General features: G+C 71.4%; 20 protein-coding genes and 1 pseudogene. 7 read left to right on the top strand and 14 right to left on the bottom strand.

The window, feature by feature from the left end; translation table 11 throughout:
* Positions 1-13 precede the first annotated feature (13 nt).
* The 8 genes from LE548_RS35080 to LE548_RS35050 all read right to left on the bottom strand — a co-directional run bounded on the left by LE548_RS35080 (position 14) and on the right by LE548_RS35050 (position 6,300).
* Positions 14-424, bottom strand: coding sequence for a rhodanese-like domain-containing protein (locus tag LE548_RS35080; protein WP_225101070.1), 411 nt, complete (start codon positions 422-424; stop codon positions 14-16).
* Positions 421-957 carry a cysteine dioxygenase gene (locus LE548_RS35075; protein ID WP_225101069.1) on the bottom strand — a complete coding sequence of 179 codons (537 nt, stop codon included), beginning with the start codon at positions 955-957 and terminating at the stop codon, positions 421-423. The genes LE548_RS35080 and LE548_RS35075 overlap by 4 nt, the downstream gene beginning before the upstream one ends.
* A 68-nt stretch (positions 958-1,025) precedes the next feature.
* Positions 1,026-1,073 (bottom strand): hypothetical protein, encoded by a 48-nt coding sequence (locus LE548_RS46690; protein WP_309506048.1) that lies wholly within the window; start codon positions 1,071-1,073, stop codon positions 1,026-1,028.
* A gap of 116 nt (positions 1,074-1,189) precedes the next feature.
* The gene (locus LE548_RS35070) at positions 1,190-2,794 is read right to left on the bottom strand and encodes an FAD-dependent monooxygenase (RefSeq protein ID WP_225101068.1); all 1,605 of its coding nucleotides are present in this window, start codon (positions 2,792-2,794) and stop codon (positions 1,190-1,192) included.
* 177 nt (positions 2,795-2,971) lie between these two features.
* Positions 2,972-3,865, bottom strand: coding sequence for an amino acid ABC transporter permease (locus LE548_RS35065; RefSeq protein ID WP_225101067.1), 894 nt, complete (start codon positions 3,863-3,865; stop codon positions 2,972-2,974).
* Entirely contained in the window at positions 3,862-4,527 is a 666-nt protein-coding gene (locus LE548_RS35060) for an amino acid ABC transporter permease (protein ID WP_225101066.1), read from the bottom strand. The genes LE548_RS35065 and LE548_RS35060 overlap by 4 nt, the downstream gene beginning before the upstream one ends.
* Before the next feature lie 76 nt (positions 4,528-4,603).
* Entirely contained in the window at positions 4,604-5,440 is an 837-nt protein-coding gene (locus LE548_RS35055; RefSeq protein WP_225101065.1) for a glutamate ABC transporter substrate-binding protein, read from the bottom strand.
* 83 nt (positions 5,441-5,523) lie between these two features.
* Complete coding sequence (locus LE548_RS35050) at positions 5,524-6,300, bottom strand: amino acid ABC transporter ATP-binding protein (RefSeq protein ID WP_270081273.1); 777 nt, start codon at positions 6,298-6,300, stop codon at positions 5,524-5,526.
* A 291-nt stretch (positions 6,301-6,591) separates the two neighbouring features.
* Here LE548_RS35050 and LE548_RS35045 point away from each other — a divergent pair, with 291 nt between their 5' ends.
* A complete protein-coding gene (locus LE548_RS35045; RefSeq protein WP_225101064.1) occupies positions 6,592-7,278 on the top strand; it encodes a response regulator transcription factor in 687 nt (228 codons plus the stop codon).
* A 9-nt stretch (positions 7,279-7,287) separates the two neighbouring features.
* The gene (locus LE548_RS35040; RefSeq protein WP_225101063.1) at positions 7,288-8,691 is read left to right on the top strand and encodes a HAMP domain-containing sensor histidine kinase; all 1,404 of its coding nucleotides are present in this window, start codon (positions 7,288-7,290) and stop codon (positions 8,689-8,691) included.
* Between the two features lie 153 nt (positions 8,692-8,844).
* Here the strand turns inward: LE548_RS35040 and LE548_RS35035 are convergent, their stop codons facing one another.
* Positions 8,845-9,843, bottom strand: coding sequence for a TAXI family TRAP transporter solute-binding subunit (locus LE548_RS35035; RefSeq protein WP_225101062.1), 999 nt, complete (start codon positions 9,841-9,843; stop codon positions 8,845-8,847).
* Between the two features lie 104 nt (positions 9,844-9,947).
* On the opposite strand from LE548_RS35035, the gene LE548_RS35030 reads away from it, so the two are divergent.
* Positions 9,948-10,397, top strand: coding sequence for a MazG nucleotide pyrophosphohydrolase domain-containing protein (locus LE548_RS35030; RefSeq protein ID WP_225101061.1), 450 nt, complete (start codon positions 9,948-9,950; stop codon positions 10,395-10,397).
* Between the two features lie 39 nt (positions 10,398-10,436).
* On the opposite strand, the gene LE548_RS35025 is transcribed toward LE548_RS35030, so the two are convergent.
* From LE548_RS35025 to LE548_RS35015, 3 genes are all read right to left on the bottom strand, one after another.
* Positions 10,437-11,936 carry a hypothetical protein gene (locus LE548_RS35025; RefSeq protein WP_225101060.1) on the bottom strand — a complete coding sequence of 500 codons (1,500 nt, stop codon included), beginning with the start codon at positions 11,934-11,936 and terminating at the stop codon, positions 10,437-10,439.
* Between the two features lie 271 nt (positions 11,937-12,207).
* Entirely contained in the window at positions 12,208-12,651 is a 444-nt protein-coding gene (locus LE548_RS35020) for a MarR family winged helix-turn-helix transcriptional regulator (protein WP_225101059.1), read from the bottom strand.
* 100 nt (positions 12,652-12,751) lie between these two features.
* Positions 12,752-13,111, bottom strand: coding sequence for a DUF6204 family protein (locus tag LE548_RS35015; RefSeq protein WP_225101058.1), 360 nt, complete (start codon positions 13,109-13,111; stop codon positions 12,752-12,754).
* A gap of 420 nt (positions 13,112-13,531) precedes the next feature.
* Here LE548_RS35015 and LE548_RS35010 point away from each other — a divergent pair, with 420 nt between their 5' ends.
* The 3 genes from LE548_RS35010 to LE548_RS35000 all read left to right on the top strand — a co-directional run bounded on the left by LE548_RS35010 (position 13,532) and on the right by LE548_RS35000 (position 15,537).
* Entirely contained in the window at positions 13,532-14,077 is a 546-nt protein-coding gene (locus LE548_RS35010; RefSeq protein WP_225101057.1) for a hypothetical protein, read from the top strand.
* A 93-nt stretch (positions 14,078-14,170) separates the two neighbouring features.
* Positions 14,171-14,866, top strand: coding sequence for a hypothetical protein (locus tag LE548_RS35005; RefSeq protein ID WP_225101056.1), 696 nt, complete (start codon positions 14,171-14,173; stop codon positions 14,864-14,866).
* Positions 14,866-15,537: an RES family NAD+ phosphorylase gene (locus tag LE548_RS35000; RefSeq protein WP_225101055.1), complete on the top strand. Its 672-nt coding sequence runs from the start codon at positions 14,866-14,868 to the stop codon at positions 15,535-15,537. Before LE548_RS35005 ends, LE548_RS35000 begins: the two co-directional genes overlap by 1 nt.
* Positions 15,538-15,949: 412 nt before the next feature.
* Here LE548_RS35000 and LE548_RS34995 read toward each other — a convergent pair whose 3' ends face one another.
* Entirely contained in the window at positions 15,950-16,282 is a 333-nt protein-coding gene (locus LE548_RS34995) for a glyoxalase superfamily protein (protein WP_225101054.1), read from the bottom strand.
* Between LE548_RS34995 and LE548_RS46685 the strand changes: the two are divergent.
* Positions 16,187-16,480 (top strand): annotated as a pseudogene (locus LE548_RS46685) (hypothetical protein); the annotation flags it as partial. The gene LE548_RS34995 and the pseudogene LE548_RS46685 overlap by 96 nt on opposite strands.
* Positions 16,481-16,727: 247 nt before the next feature.
* On the opposite strand, the gene lpdA reads toward LE548_RS46685, so the two are convergent.
* Positions 16,728-18,140, bottom strand: a complete 1,413-nt coding sequence (lpdA, locus tag LE548_RS34985) for a dihydrolipoyl dehydrogenase (RefSeq protein WP_225101053.1) — start codon at positions 18,138-18,140, stop codon at positions 16,728-16,730.
* Between the last annotated feature and the right edge of the window lie 899 nt (positions 18,141-19,039).

The raw sequence follows: 19,039 nt of genomic DNA, 5'->3' as shown, positions 1-19,039 counted from the left end.
ACCCGGCCCTTGCTCACGTCGCCGGTTCCACCGGCAGCCCCGCCGCCCGCCAGGCCTGGAAGCCGCCCACCAGGTCCGTCGCCCGGTGGAGGCCCAGTTGGTGGAGGGAGGCGGCGGCGAGGCTGGAGGCGTAGCCCTCGTTGCAGATCACCACGATGCGCAGGTCGTGGCCGGTGGCCTCGGGGGCGCGGTGGCTGCCCTGCGGATCGAGGCGCCATTCCAGTTCGTTGCGCTCGATGACGAGTGCGCCGGGGATCACGCCGTCGCGTTCGCGCAGGGCCGCGTACCGGATGTCCACCAGCAGCGCCGCACCGGTGTGCGCCGCCTCGTGCGCCTCCTGTACATCGATGCGCTGGTAGCCCGCGCGCACCCGCTCCAGCAACGCGTCGATGCCGACCGGCGTCCGACCGTTGGTCCCGCTCACTGCCAGTCCTCCGGCCGCTCCACCTGCTCCAGACGCAGCACCTGGCCCGTGCGGCTGTAGCGGCGGATGCGGGGCAGGGGCGGGTAGTAGGCGTGGACGGAGACGGCGTGCTCGGTGCGGGACTCGTTGAGGACCTCGTGGACGTGGTGGCGGCCGAAGGCACGGCCCTGGCCTGCGGGCAGGCGGCGGGCGCGGTCGACACCCTCGGTGAGTTCCAGGGTCCGCCAGCCGTCGGTCGGCAGGCGGGCGGCGAGCGAGTTCTCCTTGAGTTCGCCGGAGGCCGTGAGAAACGCGCCGACCGACTCGGCGTGGTCGTGCCAGCCGGTGCCGGTGCCGGGCGGCCAGCCGATCAGCCAGGCCTCGCTGCCGCCCGGCCCCTCCAGCCGCACCCAGGTGCGGCCCTCCGGGTCGAGCGGGAGGGAGGCGATCAGCTCGGCGTCGGCTGCCGTACGCCGGACGAAGTCGAAGAGGTCCGCCTGCGTGGGCGGCGCGGAGCCGACGGCAGGGGACGCGGGGGCAGGGGAGACAGACACGTACACCGTCCTGGAAGTTCGCGGAAACGAGCGCGCGACGGCGCCCGGAAAGGGAAGAGGGTGCGAATTCAGCAGGACGGACGACACACGCAGCCTGCGTAGCGGACGAGGTCCATGTGGACCCTCCGCCACAGGCGCACGCAGGTGTCGGTCATGGTCCGGAGTACAGCATGCGCGTGCACTCCGGTCAACTCACCGTCACCATCCGGACAGAGCGTGACCGGAGTGCGGGTCAGCGCGCGCTGGAGGCGGCTTGCGCCCTCTCCTCCACCGCGCCGCCCACCGCCACCTCCGCCGCCGCGTACAGGTCGGCCGGGCGGACTCCGCTCAGCGCCGTGACCAGGTGGCCGTCGGGGCGCACGAGCAGCACGCTGTGCGCCGGCGCACCCGGGTACTCCTCGGCGACCAGCAACTCGGCCCGGTGCGGCAGTGCGGTCACCGCGGCCGCCAGGCGGGGCATCACACCCGCGGACACCCAGTGCTTGCGGTCCCACACGCCGGTGCCCGGCGCGATCAGGACGACGAGCAGGGCGCCCCGGCCGAGCCGGTCGCGCAGCCGGACGAACGAGCCGTCCTCCGCGGTGACCCGGACGTCGGTGACCGGCGCGCCGGGCGCGGTGTCGACCGGGATCTCGCCCTCCAGATCGCGGGGCGCGAGCGGCGAGCCGGCGTACGCCCCCGGCGCGCCGAGCGGCCCGCGCCCCAGGTGGCCGTCGGTGAGCAGCGCGTCATGGCCACGGGCCGCACCCGGGACGATGTGACGCAGCCCGCCTCCGCCGCGCAAGCCCGGCAGCACCTGGTCGGCGGCGCGCAGCCGGGCGGCGACCACCGCGCGCCGCTCGGTCTGATAGCTGTCCAGCAGCGCCTCGTGGTGCCCGTGGTGCCAGGCCGGGGCCAGTTTCCAGGCGAGGTTGTCGGCGTCCCGCAGACCCTCGTCGAGCCCCTGGGTGCCGAGCGCGCCGAGCAGATGGGCCGCGTCCCCGGCGAGGAAGACCCGGCCCGCGCGCCACCGTCGCGCCAGCCGGTGGTGCACCGTGTGGACACCGGTGTCCAGCAGGTCGTACGGCGGTGTGGTGCCGTCGGTCCAGCCCGCGAGGGTCTCGCGGATCCGGGCCACCAGGATCTCGGGCGTGACCAGGTCCTTGCCGGGCGGCAGCAGCCAGTCCAGGCGCCACACGCCGTCCGGGAGGGGGCGGGCGGTCACCTCCCCGGCCGAGGGCCCGGACTGCCGCCATGGCGGCATCCGATGGAGCAACGCCTGGCCCTCCCACGGAAGTTCCGCGCGCAGCGCGGCGACCGCGTGCCGCTCCACCGCCGTACGGCCCGGGAAGCGGATGTCCAGGAGTTTGCGCACGGTGGAGCGGGGGCCGTCGCAGCCGACCAGGTAACTGCCGCGCCACCAGGTTCCCTTGGGGCCACGGGTGTGAGCCGTGATGCCGGAACGGTCCTGCTCGATCGCGTCCAGACGGCTGTCCACGGCCATTCTCACCAACGGCTCGTCGGCGACGGCCGCGCGCAGGGCGGCGGTGAGGACGTGCTGGGCGATGTGCAGCGGGGCGGCGCGGTCCGCCTCGGTGAAGTCGACCTCGCTCATCACCTGCTTGCGCCTGAGGGACCGCCATCCGGCCCAGCGCACACCGTGGTCACCGAGCGCGACCCCGGTCAGCCGCTCCTGCAGGGCGGCCGTGTCCTCGCGCAGCACGACGGTGCGCGCCGGGCGGGGTTCGTCCTTGCCGGGGCCCTCGTCCAGCACGACGGACGGCACCTCCTGGCGGGCCAGCGCCAGGGCGAGCGTCAGCCCGACGGGCCCCGCTCCGACGACGATCACCGGGTCCACGGCGTGGCGCCCCCTGCCCGCAGCGGTGCCTTGACGGATGACGGTGAACAAGAAGGTGAAGCGGGGTGCACGATCACAGAACGTATGCAACCCATTGGCAGAGTTTGCGTCAAGCGACCGGAGGCAGTGGCGATCATGCCACTGCCTCCGGGTGATGCATTCGGGCTTGAACGAGTGTCAGCGCTCGGCGCCGGTCGCCGCCGTACCCGCGATGTCCGCCACGTCCTGCGCCCCCAGTACCGCCCCGGTCGACTTCTTGCCCCGCCGCAGCCGGCCCTCCAGCCAGCTCGCGAACGAGGTGAGCGAGAAGTTGATGATCACGAAGATCACGGCCACCACCGTGAAGGACGCGATGACGTTGGCACCGTAGTAGCCGCTCATCGTGTTGGCCGACGAGAGAAGTTCGGGGAAGGTGAGGACCGCACCGCCGAGCGCGGTGTCCTTCACGATCACGACGAGCTGGCTGACGATCGCCGGGAGCATCGTGGTGACCGCCTGCGGCAGCAGGATGAGCCGCATCAGCTGCCCCTTGCGCAGGCCGATCGCCAGGGCCGCCTCGGACTGGCCCCTCGGCAGAGCGAGGATGCCCGCGCGGACGATCTCCGCGAGCACCGACGCGTTGTACAGCACCAGACCGGTGACAACCGCGTACAGCGGACGGTCGTCGGAACTGACGTTGGTGTACTGGCTGTACAGCGCGATCCCGAAGATCATCAGGACCAGCACCGGGATCGCGCGGAAGAACTCGACCACGACCGTCGCCGGTATCCGCACCCACACGTGGTCCGAGAGCCTGGCGATGCCGAGAACGGCACCCAGGGGCAGCGCGATGACCATGGCCAGCGCGGCGGCCTTCAACGTGTTCTGCAGCCCGGGCCAGATGTACGTCGAGTAGGCCTCGGTGCCGCTGAAGAACGGCTTCCACAGTGCCCAGTCCAGCTGGCCCTTGTCGTCGAGGGAGGTGTACACCCACCACCCGAGGGCCGCCAGGGCGATCAGGAAGACCGCCGTGTAGAGGATGTTGCGCCGCTTGGCGCGCGGCCCCTGGGCGTCGTACAGGACCGAACTCATCGCTTCACCGCCACCTTCTTGCCCACCCAGCCGAGGATCAGACCGGTCGGCAGCGTCAGGCAGCAGAACCCGAAGGCGATGACCGCGGAGATCGCCAGCAGCTGTGCCTCGTTCTCCACCATCTGCTTCATCAGGAGCGCCGCTTCCGCCACGCCGATCGCGGCCGCCACCGTCGTGTTCTTCGTCAACGCGATCAGCACGTTGGCCAGCGGGCCGACGGCCGCGCGGAAGGCCTGCGGAAGGACGACCAGGCCCAGCACTTGGGTGAAGCTCAGGCCGATGGCCCGCGCTGCCTCCGCCTGGCCGACCGGCACCGTGTTGATGCCGGCGCGGATCGCCTCGCACACGAAGGCCGACGTGTAGACGATCAGACCCAGCACGGCCAGCCGGAAGTTGGTCGTGTCGACCTTGTCCGAGCCCATCGTGACGCCCAGCGTGTTGCTCAGGCCGAGCGAGGCGAAGAGGATGATCACCGTGAGCGGGATGTTCCGCACGATGTTCACGTAGGCGGTGCCGAAACCGCGCATCAGCGGCACCGGGCCCACCCGCATGGCGGCCAGCAGAGTGCCCCAGACCAGGGAGCCCACGGCCGACAGCAGCGTGAGCTGCACTGTCGTCCAGAAGGCGCCCAGCACGTCGTACTTGTCAAGAAAGTCGAACACGATCTCCCGCGCTTCCGCGTGTAGGGATGCCCCCGGTGCGCCGCCGTCGCGAGCGGCGCACCGGCCGGGCCCTGCCTCAGCTCTTGATGTCGCCGATCTTCGGGGCGGGCTCGTTCTTGTAGTCGGCCGGGCCGAAGTACTTCTTCACGGCCGCCTCCCAGGAACCGTCGGAGACCATCTCCTCAAGAGCCTTGTTGATCTTGTCCTTGAGGGGGCTCCCCTTCTTGACGCCGATGCCGTAGTTCTCGTTCGTCATCTTGAAGCCGCCGAGCTTGAACTTGCCCTTGAACTGGGCCTGGGAGGCGTATCCGGCGAGGATCGAGTCGTCCGTGGTCAGGGCGTCGATCGCCTTGCTCTGCAGACCGGTCAGGCACGCGGAGTAGGTCGGGTACTGCTGGAGCTGCGCCTTGGGGGCCAGCTTGTCGTGCACGTTCTGCGCCGAGGTCGAGCCGGTCACCGAGCACAGCTTCTTGTTGTTCAGGTCGGCCGGCGACTTGATGGAGTCGTCGTCCGCACGCACCAGCACGTCCTGGTGGGCCAGCAGGTACGGGCCGGCGAAGTCGACCTTCGCCTCACGCTTCGGGGTGATCGAGTAGGTGGCGGCGATGAAGTCGACGTCACCGCGCTGCAGCATGGTCTCGCGGTCGGCGCTCTTCGACTCCTTCCACTCGATCTGATCGGCGCTGTAACCGAGCTTCTTGGCGACATAGGTGGCGACGTCGACGTCGAAGCCCGCGTAGCCCTGCGGGGTCTTCTGGCCGAGGCCCGGCTGGTCGAACTTGATACCGATGGCGATGGTCTTGCCGCCGCCGGAGGAACCGCTGTCGTTCTTCTTGCCGCCGCCGCAGGCGGTGGCGGACAGGGCGAGGGCGAGGGTGACGGCCGAGGCGGCGGTGACCTTGCGGAGCTTCATGCTGAACATCCTTCGAAAATGGTGAGGGTCGAGGTCCGTCAGGAAGGCGGCCCGCGGTGCGCGGAGCCGGGCCGACGGCGCCGTCAGTGGTGCAGGATCTTGGACAGGAAGTCCTTGGCCCGGTCGCTGCGCGGGTTGCTGAAGAACTGCTCGGGCGCGGCCTCTTCGACGATCCGGCCGTCGGCCATGAAGACCACCCGGTTCGCGGCCGAGCGTGCGAACCCCATCTCGTGGGTGACGACGATCATCGTCATGCCCTCACGGGCCAGCTGCTGCATGACCTCAAGGACCTCGTTGATCATCTCGGGGTCGAGGGCCGAGGTCGGCTCGTCGAAGAGCATGACCTTCGGGTCCATCGCCAGCGCCCGCGCGATCGCCACGCGCTGCTGCTGGCCGCCGGACAGCTGGGCGGGGTACTTGTCGGCCTGGGTGCCCACCCCGACCCGGTCGAGCAGCGCCCGGGCCTTCTCCTCGGCCTGCTTCTTCTCCACCTTGCGGACCTTGAGCTGGCCCAGCATCACGTTTTCGAGCACGGTCTTGTGCGCGAAGAGGTTGAAGGACTGGAACACCATCCCGACGTCGGCCCGCAGCCGGGCCAGCTCCTTGCCCTCCTGGGGCAGCGGCTTGCCGTCGATGGTGATGGTGCCCGAGTCGATCGTCTCCAGGCGGTTGATCGTGCGGCACAGGGTCGACTTTCCGGACCCGGAGGGCCCGATGACCACGACGACCTCGCCGCGGGCGATCGTCAGGTCGATGTCCTGGAGCACATGCAACGCGCCGAAGTGCTTGTTGACGCTCTTCAGGACGACCAGTTCGTCGGACGTGACCGTGTCTTCCTTGGTCAGCGCTGCTTCGGTCATCGCTCTCGGGCTCCGTCCTGCTCGGTTTCGGAGGACAGTAGTGAGAGGCTGTGACCTGCGTCATCACATCTGAGGGAGATCTGAGCATCACGATCCGGTAGCAGACGGACACGTGTCGTAGCACTTGTCGCGCCAGTGCGTATCGGCCGGATAACGGAAGCGGCGGGCAACCGGAACCCTCTTGACGCCGTCCTTCTCCATCGGCGTCACTGCCATGGTGCACACGCGCGCGTGCGTTACAAGACGCACGGAAACCAAGACCGTACGACCGCTGAACCGGAGGGGGCCGGGTTGAGACTGCTGCTCGTCGAGGACGACAACCACGTCGCCGCGGCCCTGTCCGCCGTACTCGCCCGGCACGGATTCGACGTCACGCACGCGCGTAGCGGCGAGGAGGCCCTCCAGGCGCTCGTTCCCGAACACGACGGTTTCGGCGTAGTCCTGCTCGACCTGGGCCTGCCCGACCAGGACGGCTACGAGGTCTGCGGCAAGATCCGCAAACGCACCAGCACCCCGGTGATCATGGTCACCGCGCGCTCCGACGTGCGCTCCCGCATCCACGGGCTCAACCTGGGCGCCGACGACTACGTCGTGAAGCCGTACGACACCGGGGAGCTGCTCGCCCGGATCCACGCCGTCAGCCGGCGCACCGCCCACGAGGACGCGGGCTCCGGCGGCGACAGCTCGCTGCTGCTCGGCCCCGTCCGCATCGAGCTGCCCACCCGCCAGGTCACCGTGGACGGTACGACCGTCCAGCTGACCCGCAAGGAGTTCGACCTGCTCGCCCTGCTCGCGCAGCGCCCGGGTGTCGTCTTCCGGCGGGAGCAGATCATCAGCGAGGTCTGGCGCACCAGCTGGGAGGGCACCGGCCGCACCTTGGAGGTGCACGTCGCCTCGCTGCGCGCCAAGCTGCGCATGCCCGCGCTGATCGAGACCGTACGCGGCGTCGGCTACCGGCTCGTCGCGCCGGCCGCCTAGCGGGGCCGGGTGCGCACACGTCTGCTGCCGCTGCTCTTCGTCCTGATGGCGGCCGTCCTCCTCGCCCTCGGCGTCCCGCTCGCCGTCAGCGTGGCCGCCGCCCAGCAGCAGAAGGTCGTCGTCGACCGGATCGACGACACGGCACGCTTCGCCGCACTCGCCCAGTTCGTCACCGACAGCCCCAGCGGTTCCCGCCGTACGGGCATGGACGAGCGGCTGGAGGCCCTGCGCAGTGAACTCGACAGCTACTACGGCGTCTACGGCATCCGCGCGGGCGTCTTCTACCGCAACGGCTCGGGGATGGCCAACGCCCCCGACGACTGGTTCGTACCGCAGGCGGGGGAAGTCCGGGAGGCGTTCGACGAGGCGCTGCTCAGCCGGCGCAGCCATGATCCGCGGCAGGTGTGGCCCTGGCAGCGCAGCCGGCTGATCGTCGCCTCGCCGGTGATCCGGGACGGGGACGTCGTCGCGGTCGTGGTCACCGACTCGCCCACCGGGCAGATGCGCTCCCGGACCCTGCACAGCTGGCTGCTCATCGGGGCCGGTGAGAGCGCGGCCATGCTGCTGGCCGTGGGGGCTGCGCTGCGGCTGACCGGCTGGGTGCTCAGGCCGGTGCGGGTGCTGGACGCCACCACGCACGACATCGCCACCGGGCGGCTGAAGTCCCGGGTCGCGGCGGCCGGCGGGCCGCCGGAACTCAGACGGCTGGCCCGGTCGTTCAACGAGATGGCGGACAACGTCGAGAACGTGCTGGAGCAGCAGCGCGCCTTCGTCGCCGACGCCTCGCACCAGCTGCGCAACCCGCTCTCGGCGCTGCTGCTGCGCATCGAGCTGCTCGCCCTCGAACTCCCCGAGGGCAACGAGGAGATCGCCTCGGTCCGCACCGAGGGCAAGCGCCTCGCCCAGGTCCTGGACGACCTGCTCGACCTGGCGCTGGCCGAGCACGCCGAGGCGGACCTGAGCGTGACCGACGTCGGGGCGCTGGCCGAGGAGCGGCTGGCGGCCTGGGCCCCGGCCGCCGATGCCAAGGGCGTCCGGCTGACGGGTGACTGCCCGCCCACGACGGCCTGGGCCGACCCGATCACCCTGTCCAGCGCCCTGGACGCCGTGATCGACAACGCCGTGAAGTTCACCCCCGAGGGCGGCACGGTGGCGGTCACCGTGGCCGCCGACGGTGACACCTCCACGGTCGTGGTGACCGACACCGGCCCCGGCCTGACCGACGAGGAACTCGCCCGCGTGGGCGACCGCTTCTGGCGCAGCGGCCGCCACCAGAACATCAAGGGCTCGGGCCTCGGCCTGTCCATCACGCGCGCGTTGCTCGCGGCAGGCGGCGGGTCGATCGATTACGGCCACCATGAGCCGGGCGGGCTGCGGGTGACGGTGACGGTGCCGCGGTACGGGGAACGGTGAGAGGCGGCGGGGAAGCGGGGTCCGGGTGCCGAGGGTGGCTCGGCCGAGTGGGAAGCGTTCCCGCACAGGCCGTGGCAGCGGGGACCGGCGACTGCTGGCCGCCCAGACCGGGCGGGTCCGGCCGGACTCGACGGGATCCCGTCCGCCCGGCGGTTACGGCTTCACCGAGCGGTAATAGCGGCGGGCGCCCTCCTGCAGGGGCAGTGGGTCGGTGTAGATCGCGGTGCGCAGGTCCACCAGCTGGGCGGAGTGGACGTGGGCGCCGATGCCGTCGCGGCTCTTGATCACCGTGCGGGTCACCCACTCGGTGAGCCGGGGGTCCACGTCCGTGCGGGTCATCAGGATGTTGGAGACCGCGATCGTCGGCACCTCGGTGCCGTGCTGTACAGCCGGATACGCCGACTCGGGGATGTTGGTGGCCCGGTAGTAGCGGGTCTCCTGGCCCGCGCTGTGCAGCTTGGTGACGAGGTCGTTGTCGATCGGCACGAACATGAAGGCGGACTTCTGCGCCAGCGGCATCAGCCCCTTGGTGGGCAGCCCGCCCGACCAGAAGAACGCGTCGATCTTGTTCTCGCGCAGCTGCTCGGGCCCGGTGTCGATGCCGTCCGCGACCGGGGTGACGTCCTTGTGCGGGTCGATGCCGGCGGCCCTGAGCACGCGGTCGGCGATCAGCCGTACCCCGGAGTGGGGCAGCCCGGTCGCCACCCGCTTGTGCCGCAGGTCCGCCACGCTCCTGATGTCCGAGCCGCTCCGCACGATGAGATGCGCGTAGTCGTCGTAGAGCCGGGCCACCCCGCGCAGCCGCCCGGCGCCGCTGCCGTGCTCCAGCTCGTACCTCTCCACGGCGTCCGCCGCCGCGATGGTGAAGTCGGCCTTGCCGGTCGCCACCCGCTGCACGTTCTCCTGCGAACCGGCACTGTTGAGCAGCTTCACCTTCAGCCCGGGCATGTCCTTGGCCAGCTCGCTGCGCAGCCGCTCGCCGTACTCCTGGTAGACCCCCGAGGCGGTACCCGTGCTGAAGACGATCGTGCCGCTCGGCGGCTTCTCGCCCAAGGGCAGCAACCACCACAGCAGCAGCCCGAGCACCACGGCTCCGGCGGCCGCGACCGGCAGCGCCCGGCGCCTGCCGAGCCAGGGGAACACCTTCGACATGCGGCGATCCTGCCAGCCGAGGCACGGCGCTGACCAGGGCCGAGGTCACTCCGGAGCCGGAAAGAGGCCGGGGCGTTGTCAGTGGCGGTCGTTACAGTCGTCGCATGAGCACTTCGCCCGCCGACTTCGTCCGCGAATTCCACCTCGCCTTCGGTCTCGACGCCCGCAGCACGCCGACGGAGGTGGACCCCGAACTGGCCGCGCACCGCGGGGAACTGCTCGCCGAGGAGGCCGCGGAGGTCGCCGAGGTCGCGGTCGAGGGCCCGCTGGACAAGCTCGCGCACGAACTGGCGGACGTGGTCTACGTGGCCTACGGCACGGCCCTCGTCCACGGCATCGACCTCGATCAGGTGATCGCCGAGATCCACCGGGCCAACATGAGCAAGCTCGGCCCGGACGGACAGGTCGCCCGCCGGGCCGACGGCAAGGTGCTCAAGGGGGAGCACTACCGGGCCCCGGACGTGTCGGCCGTACTGCGCGGCCAGGGCTGGATGCCGGCGGCCCGTCGGGACGGTTCCGGCCCCCTTGGACAGATCGGAGAACAGATCGGATAGGTCGGACAGATCGGATGGAGCGGCTTCCGGTCCGCTCGGTCAGAGCGTGCCGCCCGCCAGCTTCCACTCGCGGTGCAGGGCGCCGAGCGGGATGTCCCGGTGGACGACCGGGGTGCCGAAGACGGACAGCTGCAGCCGCAGGGTCCCGGACAGGTCGACCCCGCCGTACACCCCCCAGGCCGCCCCGGCCGTTTCGTCCTTCGCCCGGCCGGCGCGGGAGGAGCCGGGGGCCGCGCCGACGGAGCCGGAGACCGTGCCGGAGGCTTCGCCGCGCAGGTACGGGGCCAGGTCGGCGGTGACGCCGACGGTGCCGTAGAGGCCGATCGAGGCCTCGGCGCCGAGGGCGGTCTTCAGGCTTCCGGCGGTGCTGACGGAGGCGTGGACGGGGGTGCTGGTCATGTCGGACGAGCTGACCGGCGTCCAGCCCCTGGACGTTCCGAAGGCGCCGCCCGCCGTGAAGGTGCCCCGCAGGCTCTGCTCGACGTCGACGGTGGCCCGCCCGTCGCCGCTGATCTGGATGTAGCAGGTCAGGTCGAGGTCGACGACGACCGGGACAGGGCCGACCTGGAGGACGGGGTCGGCGTGCAGCCTGGCGAACGGGATCCGCAGCGGGGAGCCGGTGCTCGCGGTGGCCCGGCCTGCGACCTCCCAGCCGGAGGTCCATGTGCCGGAGACCCCCAGGTACGCCGAGCCGGGCGTCGCGTCGGCCCTGGTGCCGCCGTAGGCGAAGTCGACCCGCGGGGCGACCTGGACGAAGCCGCGCACCGAAGCGCTCGCCGAGGTCGGGGTGCCCTCGGCCGTCGGCACCTCGGCGCGCACGTCGAGCCGGAGGCTGCCGAGGGGCACGGTCGCGCCCTCGGGGCCGACCCGCAGGTCACCGGCCTTCGCCCAGGACACCTTCACATCGGGGAGCAGCTTGTCGACGGCGAAGGACGAGGGGTCGACCGGCACGGCGCCCTTCGCGGTGCCGTCGCCGAGCAGCGCGTTCAGTGTGGCCGGTTCCGTCTGCACCTCCGTGCCACGGGCCGACGCGCCGAGCACCTTGGTGACCTTGGCGAGCAGCCCGTGCGGCGCGCCGGGCGCGGGCGCGCTGGCGATCACATCGCCCACGGCGGCCCGGTGCGGGACCGCGGAGGAGGTGCCGGAAGGGGATGGGGAAGGGGAAGAAGCGGGGGAAGGGGTGGTGTGTGAACTTCCGGTACGTGAAGTCCCGGTATGTGAAGTCTCCTGGTGCGACGGCCCGTTGGAGAGTACGGCCCGTCCTGTGCGGCTGTCGTACGAGCTGACGGTGAGTGTGGTCCGGTGTGCCCGCCGCCCGGTGCCCGGCGGACCCGCCGCGGCGGTCGGGGCGGTGGCCGGAGCGGCGGCGACGGTGAGCGAGCGGTCCGCGCCGTCGGCGGTGCGGTCGCCTGCGGTGACCCGCGGTCCGGGTCCGGCGGTCGTGGGCGACTCGGTGTGCGGTGCGGCCGAGGAGCAGGCCGCGGCGAGGAAGAGCGTGGTCACGGCGAAGGAAGGCAGCAGGGCGCGCCTGTGCCTCATGCGTCTGCGCAAGGTCGGTCCTGTATGAAGTGGGGGGTGGCAGAGAGATACCGGCGGGCGGGCTACTCGGAAGTAGAACCGGCCGGTAACTCGATGTCGAGCCATGAGCATCCCACGCCGTCCGCACGGTTCCCTCGCCATCCGGTCACACCTGAACGTGAGCTGTGACACGGCGAGTTCGGGCCATCGCTGGCCGAAGTCGGCCAGGGCGTCGCGGTGTTGAGGGCCGCCGTCCGAACGCGGACGGCCCCCCGCCGTGACCCAGCGGAACTCAGCGGCCGTCGAGGCCGGTGCCGCCGAGCCGGGTCAGCAGGTGTGACAGCTGCGCGACGTCCTCGGCGCTCCAGGCCGGCGCCGCGAAGACCTCGGCGGCGGTCTCCTCGGCCGTGGCGCACATCTCCGTCAGCCGCTGCCGGCCCGTCGTGGTCAGCGACGCGTACGCCACGCGCGCGTCCCGGGCGTCCGGCTCGCGCGTCACCAGCCCGATCCGCTCCAGCGGAGCCAGCCCGCGTGTGACCCCGGAGGCGGTCAGACCCAGGGCCTCGGCGAGGTCGACCCGGCGCATACGGCCGCCCGGCGCCTGCCCCAGCCGCAGCAGCAGGGTGAAGTCGGCGAGGCTGACTCCGTGCAGCCCGCTCAACCGGGTGTCGAAGCGTCGTACGAGCGCCGTCTGTGCCCTGACCAGTCGCAGGGCCGCGTCGAGGGTGTCACTCATCGCCGCCGCTCACCGCCTGCTCCGGGCCGGCGCTCCTGGTCGCATCCTTGAGGACTCCACATCCTTGAGTGCTCATTGCTGCATCCTTGAGTACTCAAGTTTATGCCCCGTCGAAACGCGCCGCGCGCCGCTGGCGCTTGCTCAGCGGGGCCTGGGAGAGGTCCTCGGCGCTGGAGCGCAGATGCTTGAAGCCGTAGCCCCGTTCGGTCAGCCAGGCCTTCGCCGACTCCTCGGCCCGCTCGGTCGCCTCCAGAATGTCCTCCTCTTCCTCGCCGGTGTCGGAGAAGCGGAAGACGAAGGCGGGGCGGGCGGCGATGTCGTAGGTGAGGGTGCCCTCGGGGGTGAAGGCGGCTTGCAGCACGTCGTGCTCGGCGGCGTCGGCCAGCAGGGCGGCCCGCTGCGCCTCGGAGAGGCCGTCGAAAGCGCCGCGGACGGTGATCCGGAAGGTACGTGTACTCATCCCGCGACCTTAGGCACAGCGGGCGCGTCGGCTCCACCGGGTTTCCGCAGGGCGATCGGTTCCTCGTCGGGGTCGGGCAGGCCGAGGGAGCAGATCCGGACGGACAGGAGACGCTGAGGGACACGGGTGGGCACCGGGCCGGCGGGAACACCTGGTTCCCGCCGGCCCCTCGTCCCCCGTGGTCACAGGATGGCCCCGGACCGACCCCCTTCGCATCCGCCTTTCCGTCAGCTCCCGCACCGCGCCCAGTATTCGACCGGAGCGCGCCCGTCGCCCCGGCCTCGCGGGCGTCGCCCGGGCGGACACCGGGCGGGGGCCGGGCCGGGAGTTCCGCCGGCCCGGTGGCTGCTGCTTCGCTGGTGAAGGGGCGGCGGTGACGGGGAACGGTGACGCGGAGCCGGGGGAGCGGAGGGAGACGGTGTGGACATCGGAGGAGCGACCGCGTCGGTGGCCGTAGCGGTCGTCGGAGTCGTCGGGACGCTGTTGTCCGCGCTGCTGACCCAGCGCGCGGCCGACCGCGGCCACCGGCGCGAACTGGAGCACGCCGAGCGGGTGCGCGAGCGGCGCGCTCACACCCGGGAACTGCGTTCGTGCTACGTCGCCCTCAACACCTCCGCCCGGCAGTATCTGGCCGCGCTCACCGACCAGATGCACGCCCTGGGCCGGGGCGACGAGGCCCGGGTCGTACGGCAGCGGCTGGCCGAGGCGCGCGACCAGTACCGGGACGTGTACGCGGAGGCGCAGATGCGGCTGCCGGAGCCGGTGCTCGACCTCGCAGGCGACCTCAGCCACGAGCTGGGCGTGGTGTACGGCATGGTGCGCCGGCTCGACGAGGGCGCCCCGCGCGCAGGGGACGCGCCGGACGCCGTACGGGCGGGCATAGAGGCTCAGTGGGGCCGGCTGCGGCGGATGCGGCGCGAGATGCGGGCGGACCTGGGCGTGTCCGGGGCGGATTCCGGGCGCTGACCCGGCAGTTGCGCGGACCCGCCGCTTTCGGCTCCGAGGGGTGGGCATAGTGGCGGGGATCGCAGGGCGGCGAGGGTGGCGAAAGGACTCGGTGTGAACGACGGCGACGCGGGGGCGGCGGAGCGGCTGCTCGCCCTGATCGGTACTCACCGGGACAGCATTCGCGAGGCCTTGGCCGACGAGCAGTACGCGCTGCTGCTCACCCGCCTCGCGGCGCTCGCCGGAACGGAGCCGGACGACGACCGGGAGGTGCGCCGGACCCTCCAGCGGGTCCGCCTGTCGTTGCTGGAGCTGCCGGTGAACCATCCGGTGCACGTGGCGCTGGACTCCGTACGGCTGGTCGCTGCGCCACCGGGACCGCAGACCGTGGCAAGCGCACAGGACCTGCTGGCCCGGCTCCGGCTCACGTCACCGCCGTACGAAGCCACGGATCCTCAACCAGTCCGTGCCGACCCGGAGTTGGAGCGACTGCGGCAGGCGCCCGGTCTGTCGGCCGACGAGGCGCGGGTGCGCTGCGGGGGGCCGCCGCCGCCCGAGCTGATCAGGCTCCGGGACGTCCGGGGCGGCGTGCGCTACCCGGAGTTCCAGTTCGCCGAGGGCGACGGCACGCCGTACGAGGTCGTGCTGGAGGTCAACCGGCTGCTGCTCGCGGAGATCGACCCCTGGGGTGCGGCGGCCTGGTGGCTCAGTGTCAACACCTGGCTGGGAGGTACTCCGGCGTCGCTGCTCGGCCGGCTGCCCGATCACCGGTTGGTGGGCGCGGCCGGTGCACTGGCGGAGGGGGAATGATGAGCGGATTCTTTCCCATGATCGACCTGGAGCTGCGGCCCAACCGCCACGTCATCCCGGCGGGCACGGAGTTGTGGCGGGTGCACCACTCCACGTACGCCCCGGACCAGTTCAACCCACGGCTCGCGGACATCCACTTCGACGGCGGCCGCTTCGAGGGCACGGTGCTGGATCCCTACCACAGCCTGTATCTGGCGGACACCGCGCTCACCGCCCTCGCGGAGAGCGTGCTGCGCTCCCGGCCCTTCGAACGGCCGCACAGCAAGCGGACGATCCCGTACCGCACGGTCTGGCAGCGCTCGCTGAGCGCCCTGCGCACCCGGTACGAGCTGACCCTGGTCTCCCTGGTCGACGGCAAGGACCTGGCCGCCGTCTGCCAGGACTCCACGCTGCTTGAGGACGAGAGCAACTACGCCCGGTCTCGGCGCTGGTCGAGCGAGATCCGGGCGCAGGCACCGGACGCGATGGGGCTGATGTGGGAGTCGCGGCGCAACCGGTCCCAGTTCGCGATGGTCCTCTTCCACGACCGCTGCGAACACGGCGACGGCGGCCCGCTGCAGGCGCTGGCCGACCGGGGCATCCCGGACCTCGGCTCACAGGAGGGCCGCAAGCGGGCGAACGAGATCCTCGAACCCCTGCGGGCGGAGATCTCGGAGCCCGTGTGGCCGTGACGTCCGGATCGCGGCCTGCGCTTCCGGACGCGAGACGGCCGAGGGCGGACGTGCCGAACCCTTCGACACGGGCGCCGTCAGGGGCGGGCATGCCTGGGCCGCCACGGTGTGCCGTCGGCCGGCGGGACGCGCAGCCGCTCCGCCCGCCCCCGCCTGGGCGCCGAGCGGTTCATCCACCCCCGCTGTACACAGGAGGTCGGGCAGCCGGCACGGGGGCTCTCGCAAGTGTTGTGGGAGGGGCGAAGGCGCCGACCACGAGCCGTCCGGGGTGAACTCTCCGGGGCGAACTGTCCGTGCTTGATCATCAGGCGGGCGGGCGGCCCTCGCCGCGCCGCGCCAGCCGCAGGCCGGCCGGTCCGGACCGCCGCCGAGCCGTCGTTCAGAAGGCTGCCTCGGTGTCACCCGCGCGGTGTCACCCGCTCGGTGTACCGATACGAAGTCGGTTGCCGTCGAGGTCGTGGAGTTCGATCTCACGGGCCCAGGGCGCGTCGCGCACAGGGACGCCGAACTCGGTGGCAACGGCGTCGACATCACGGACCCGGAGATACACGAGCGTGTCCGGCCGGGCGTCGCCCCGGTGCTCGGACAGGAACAGGCGGACGCCGCCGCGGGCGACTTCGACGAAGGCCGGCAGTCCGGGCTCGAAACGGTGCTCCCACTGCAGGGTGAAGCCCAGCCGCTCGTACCAGACAGCCGCCGCGGCGGCATCCGCGACGTGCAGGATCGGAATGGCTTCCTCGTTCATGCGGTTCATCGTCCCAGAGCGTCGATCGCGGTACATCACCGCGATGCGGCAGCGGGCCGTGAGCTCCGGCCTGCGTACCCGGACAGGCAGGCTGAGCACGCGGGCGGCCACGGCCCTCGCCCCCTACGCCTGTGGTCGGCCGAGACCCGGCTGCACCGCACCCTGCTGCCGTACGGCGAGACGGTCACCGTCAGCCGCCGCGGTACCACCAGCCACCAGGCCAACCCCTGGGCCATGATCGACGACGGCCTGGCCACCACACCGCGACCGGCGCCGTGCACCACGGCACCGTGCTCCTCACCCACGGACTGCCGCTGGACCTGGCCGCGGACGACCACGCCCCCGCGCTCGTCCACCTGGTGCGGGAGCCGAGGTAACGGACCGACTGCGCGTCAGAGGGCGCTACCCGGCCGGACCAGGGCCGCGGCGCGGCCACGCCGGCGGCTCACATGTTGATCATGTGGCCGGCCAGGCCGTGCAAGGCCTCTTTCACGGCCTCGCTCAGAGTGGGGTGGGCGTGGACGTTACGGGCGACCTCGTGGACGGTGAGGTCCCACTGCTGGGCCAGGGTTAGTTCCGGGAGGAGTTCGGTGACGTCGGGGCCGATCAGGTGACCGCCGATCAGCTCGCCGTACGTGGCGTCGCTGATGAGTTTGACGAAGCCGGTGGTGTCACCGAGGCCGTGGGACTTGCCGTTGGCGGTGAAGGGGAACGTCGCGACCTTGACGTCGTAACCGAGGTCGCGGGCCTGGGCCTCGGTGTAGCCGAAGCTGGCGATCTGCGGCTGGCAGAAGGTGGCGCGGGGGATCATCGCGTAGTCGAGTTCCATGGTCTCGGCCTCGGCGATCGTCTCGGCGGCGATCACGCCCATGGCTTCGGCGGCGTGCGCGAGCATCAGCTTCGCGGTGACGTCGCCGATGGCGTAGAGGTGCGGGACGGAGGTGCGGCAGCGGCCGTCGACGTCGATGGCGCCGCGCTCGGTGACGCGTACACCGGTGTTCTCCAGGCCGTAGCCGGTGACGTTGGGCGCGAAGCCGATCGCCTGGAGGACCTTGTCGGCCTCCAGGACCTGCGGGGTGCCGTCCTTGCCGGTGACGGTGACGCGGACCTGGGGCCCGGACTCGTCGATGGCGTCGACGCGGGTGGAGGTGAGGACGTCGATGCCCAGCTTGCGGTACTGGCGGGCGAGTTCGGCGGAGACCTCGGCGTCCTCCAGCGGGGCGACGCGGTCCAGGAACTCGACGACCGTGACCTTCACGCCGTAGTTGTGCAGGACGTACGCGAACTCGATGCCGATGGCACCGGCTCCGGCGATGACGATCGACTGCGGCAGATCCTCGGCGAGGATCTGTTCCTCGAAGGTCACTACGCGCGTGCTGCGTTTCGTTCCGGGGAGCAGTCTGGGGGTGGCGCCGGTGGCGATGACGCAGTGGTCGAAGCCGAGGGTGCGGGTCTCGCCGTCGTAGCCGGTGACCTGGAGGGTGTGCGGGTCGAGGAAGCTGCCGCGGCCTTCGTACTCGGTGATCTTGTTCTTCTTCATCAGGTAGTGGACACCCCTGACGCGGCCGTCGGCGACCTTGCGGCTGCGGCGGTAGGCCTCGCCGTAGTCGAAGGAGACGCGGCCGTCGACCTTGATGCCGAAGGTCTTCGCCTCGCGGGTGAAGATGTGGGCGAGTTCGGCGTTGCGCAGCAGGGCCTTGGTGGGGATGCAGCCCACGTTCAGACAGACGCCGCCCCAGTACTTTTCCTCGACGACGGCGACGCGTTTGCCCAGCTGGGCGGCGCGGACAGCGGCGACGTAGCCGCCGGGCCCGGCTCCGAGTACGACAACATCGAATCGCTCGTCCTGCTCGACCACGGTCGTCCCTCTTCCATCGGTTCGGCTGCCGTTCGGTGACAGCTCTTATTGAAGGGGCCGACAGAGATCATCCGCGGCAGGCTGTGCCTGCGAGGGGGTCGGTTGCGTCCGGCCACGCCGCCGCCGTCGATGTCCCGGACGGCGCCGGTGACCCGGTCGGTCCGGTTCGACAGGAGGATTCGCCGACAGGCGCAGCCAGGGGCCGCTGGTATGCGCGGGCGTCTCGTGGGCGGGGGCTGCCCGATGGTTCCGGGAGGGGGCAGATGGTGTCGCAGAGACGCACGTCGGGCGCCGCCTTCAGCAGCGGGGAGAGGCCACCGACCACAGCGCGGGTGAACAGGTCGCTCTTGGGATGCGCCATGGTTGTGCCTCGCTCGATCGGCAGGGACGGAGCGGTGGCGGTGCGGCGCCTCACCGCCACCGCCACCGCCGACCCTGAGTCTGTGTGCTCGCGGTCGGCAGCGACTCGTGGCTGACCGCAGGATCACCAACATCGACTGGCGGCAGGGCGACCAGGGCGTGTTTCAGAAGTGGATCAAGCGGTGACCTGCGGAGCCGGTGCGGGCCGAGGGCACCACGATGAACGGCCACCGGTCGCAGGCGGTGCAGTTGCTGGTCCGCAAGCGGTGGCGATCACTGCTGCGCCGACGCGTACCCGCTGCTCAATCCCTGAGAAGCGCGATCGGATTGCCAACCGCAAGAAGCGCGGCTCCCACGGGGGCAGGCCTCCAGGCCGACGCAGAGCCGTGGAAGACCCCGGCGCCGGCCGGACTGGGCTCTCCGGACACGGGATACTCGCGCCAGTTCCGGGGGCACCACTGAGGGCCGGGCATCCCGGCCATCGCCAGACCGCGGCGAACCGGAGTTGTTCGACGAATCGTCCTGCTCCTCTGATCGAG

This window comes from Streptomyces sp. CoH27, from assembly GCF_020181035.1.
GTDB lineage: Bacteria > Actinomycetota > Actinomycetes > Streptomycetales > Streptomycetaceae > Streptomyces > Streptomyces camelliae.
Note: the sequence above shows the minus strand (reverse complement) of the source record. Positions and strands in the feature narration are given on the sequence as shown.

Coding starts and splice junctions, on each gene's coding strand:
- LE548_RS35065 (WP_225101067.1), bottom strand. CDS start 3,865: ATGAGTTCGGTCCTGTACGACGCCCAGGGGCCGCGCGCCAAGCGGCGC.
- LE548_RS35055 (WP_225101065.1), bottom strand. CDS start 5,440: ATGAAGCTCCGCAAGGTCACCGCCGCCTCGGCCGTCACCCTCGCCCTC.
- LE548_RS35050 (WP_270081273.1), bottom strand. CDS start 6,300: ATGACCGAAGCAGCGCTGACCAAGGAAGACACGGTCACGTCCGACGAA.
- LE548_RS35035 (WP_225101062.1), bottom strand. CDS start 9,843: ATGTCGAAGGTGTTCCCCTGGCTCGGCAGGCGCCGGGCGCTGCCGGTC.
- LE548_RS35030 (WP_225101061.1), top strand. CDS start 9,948: ATGAGCACTTCGCCCGCCGACTTCGTCCGCGAATTCCACCTCGCCTTC.
- LE548_RS35025 (WP_225101060.1), bottom strand. CDS start 11,936: ATGAGGCACAGGCGCGCCCTGCTGCCTTCCTTCGCCGTGACCACGCTC.
- LE548_RS35020 (WP_225101059.1), bottom strand. CDS start 12,651: ATGAGTGACACCCTCGACGCGGCCCTGCGACTGGTCAGGGCACAGACG.
- LE548_RS35015 (WP_225101058.1), bottom strand. CDS start 13,111: ATGAGTACACGTACCTTCCGGATCACCGTCCGCGGCGCTTTCGACGGC.
- LE548_RS35000 (WP_225101055.1), top strand. CDS start 14,866: ATGAGCGGATTCTTTCCCATGATCGACCTGGAGCTGCGGCCCAACCGC.
- LE548_RS34995 (WP_225101054.1), bottom strand. CDS start 16,282: ATGAACGAGGAAGCCATTCCGATCCTGCACGTCGCGGATGCCGCCGCG.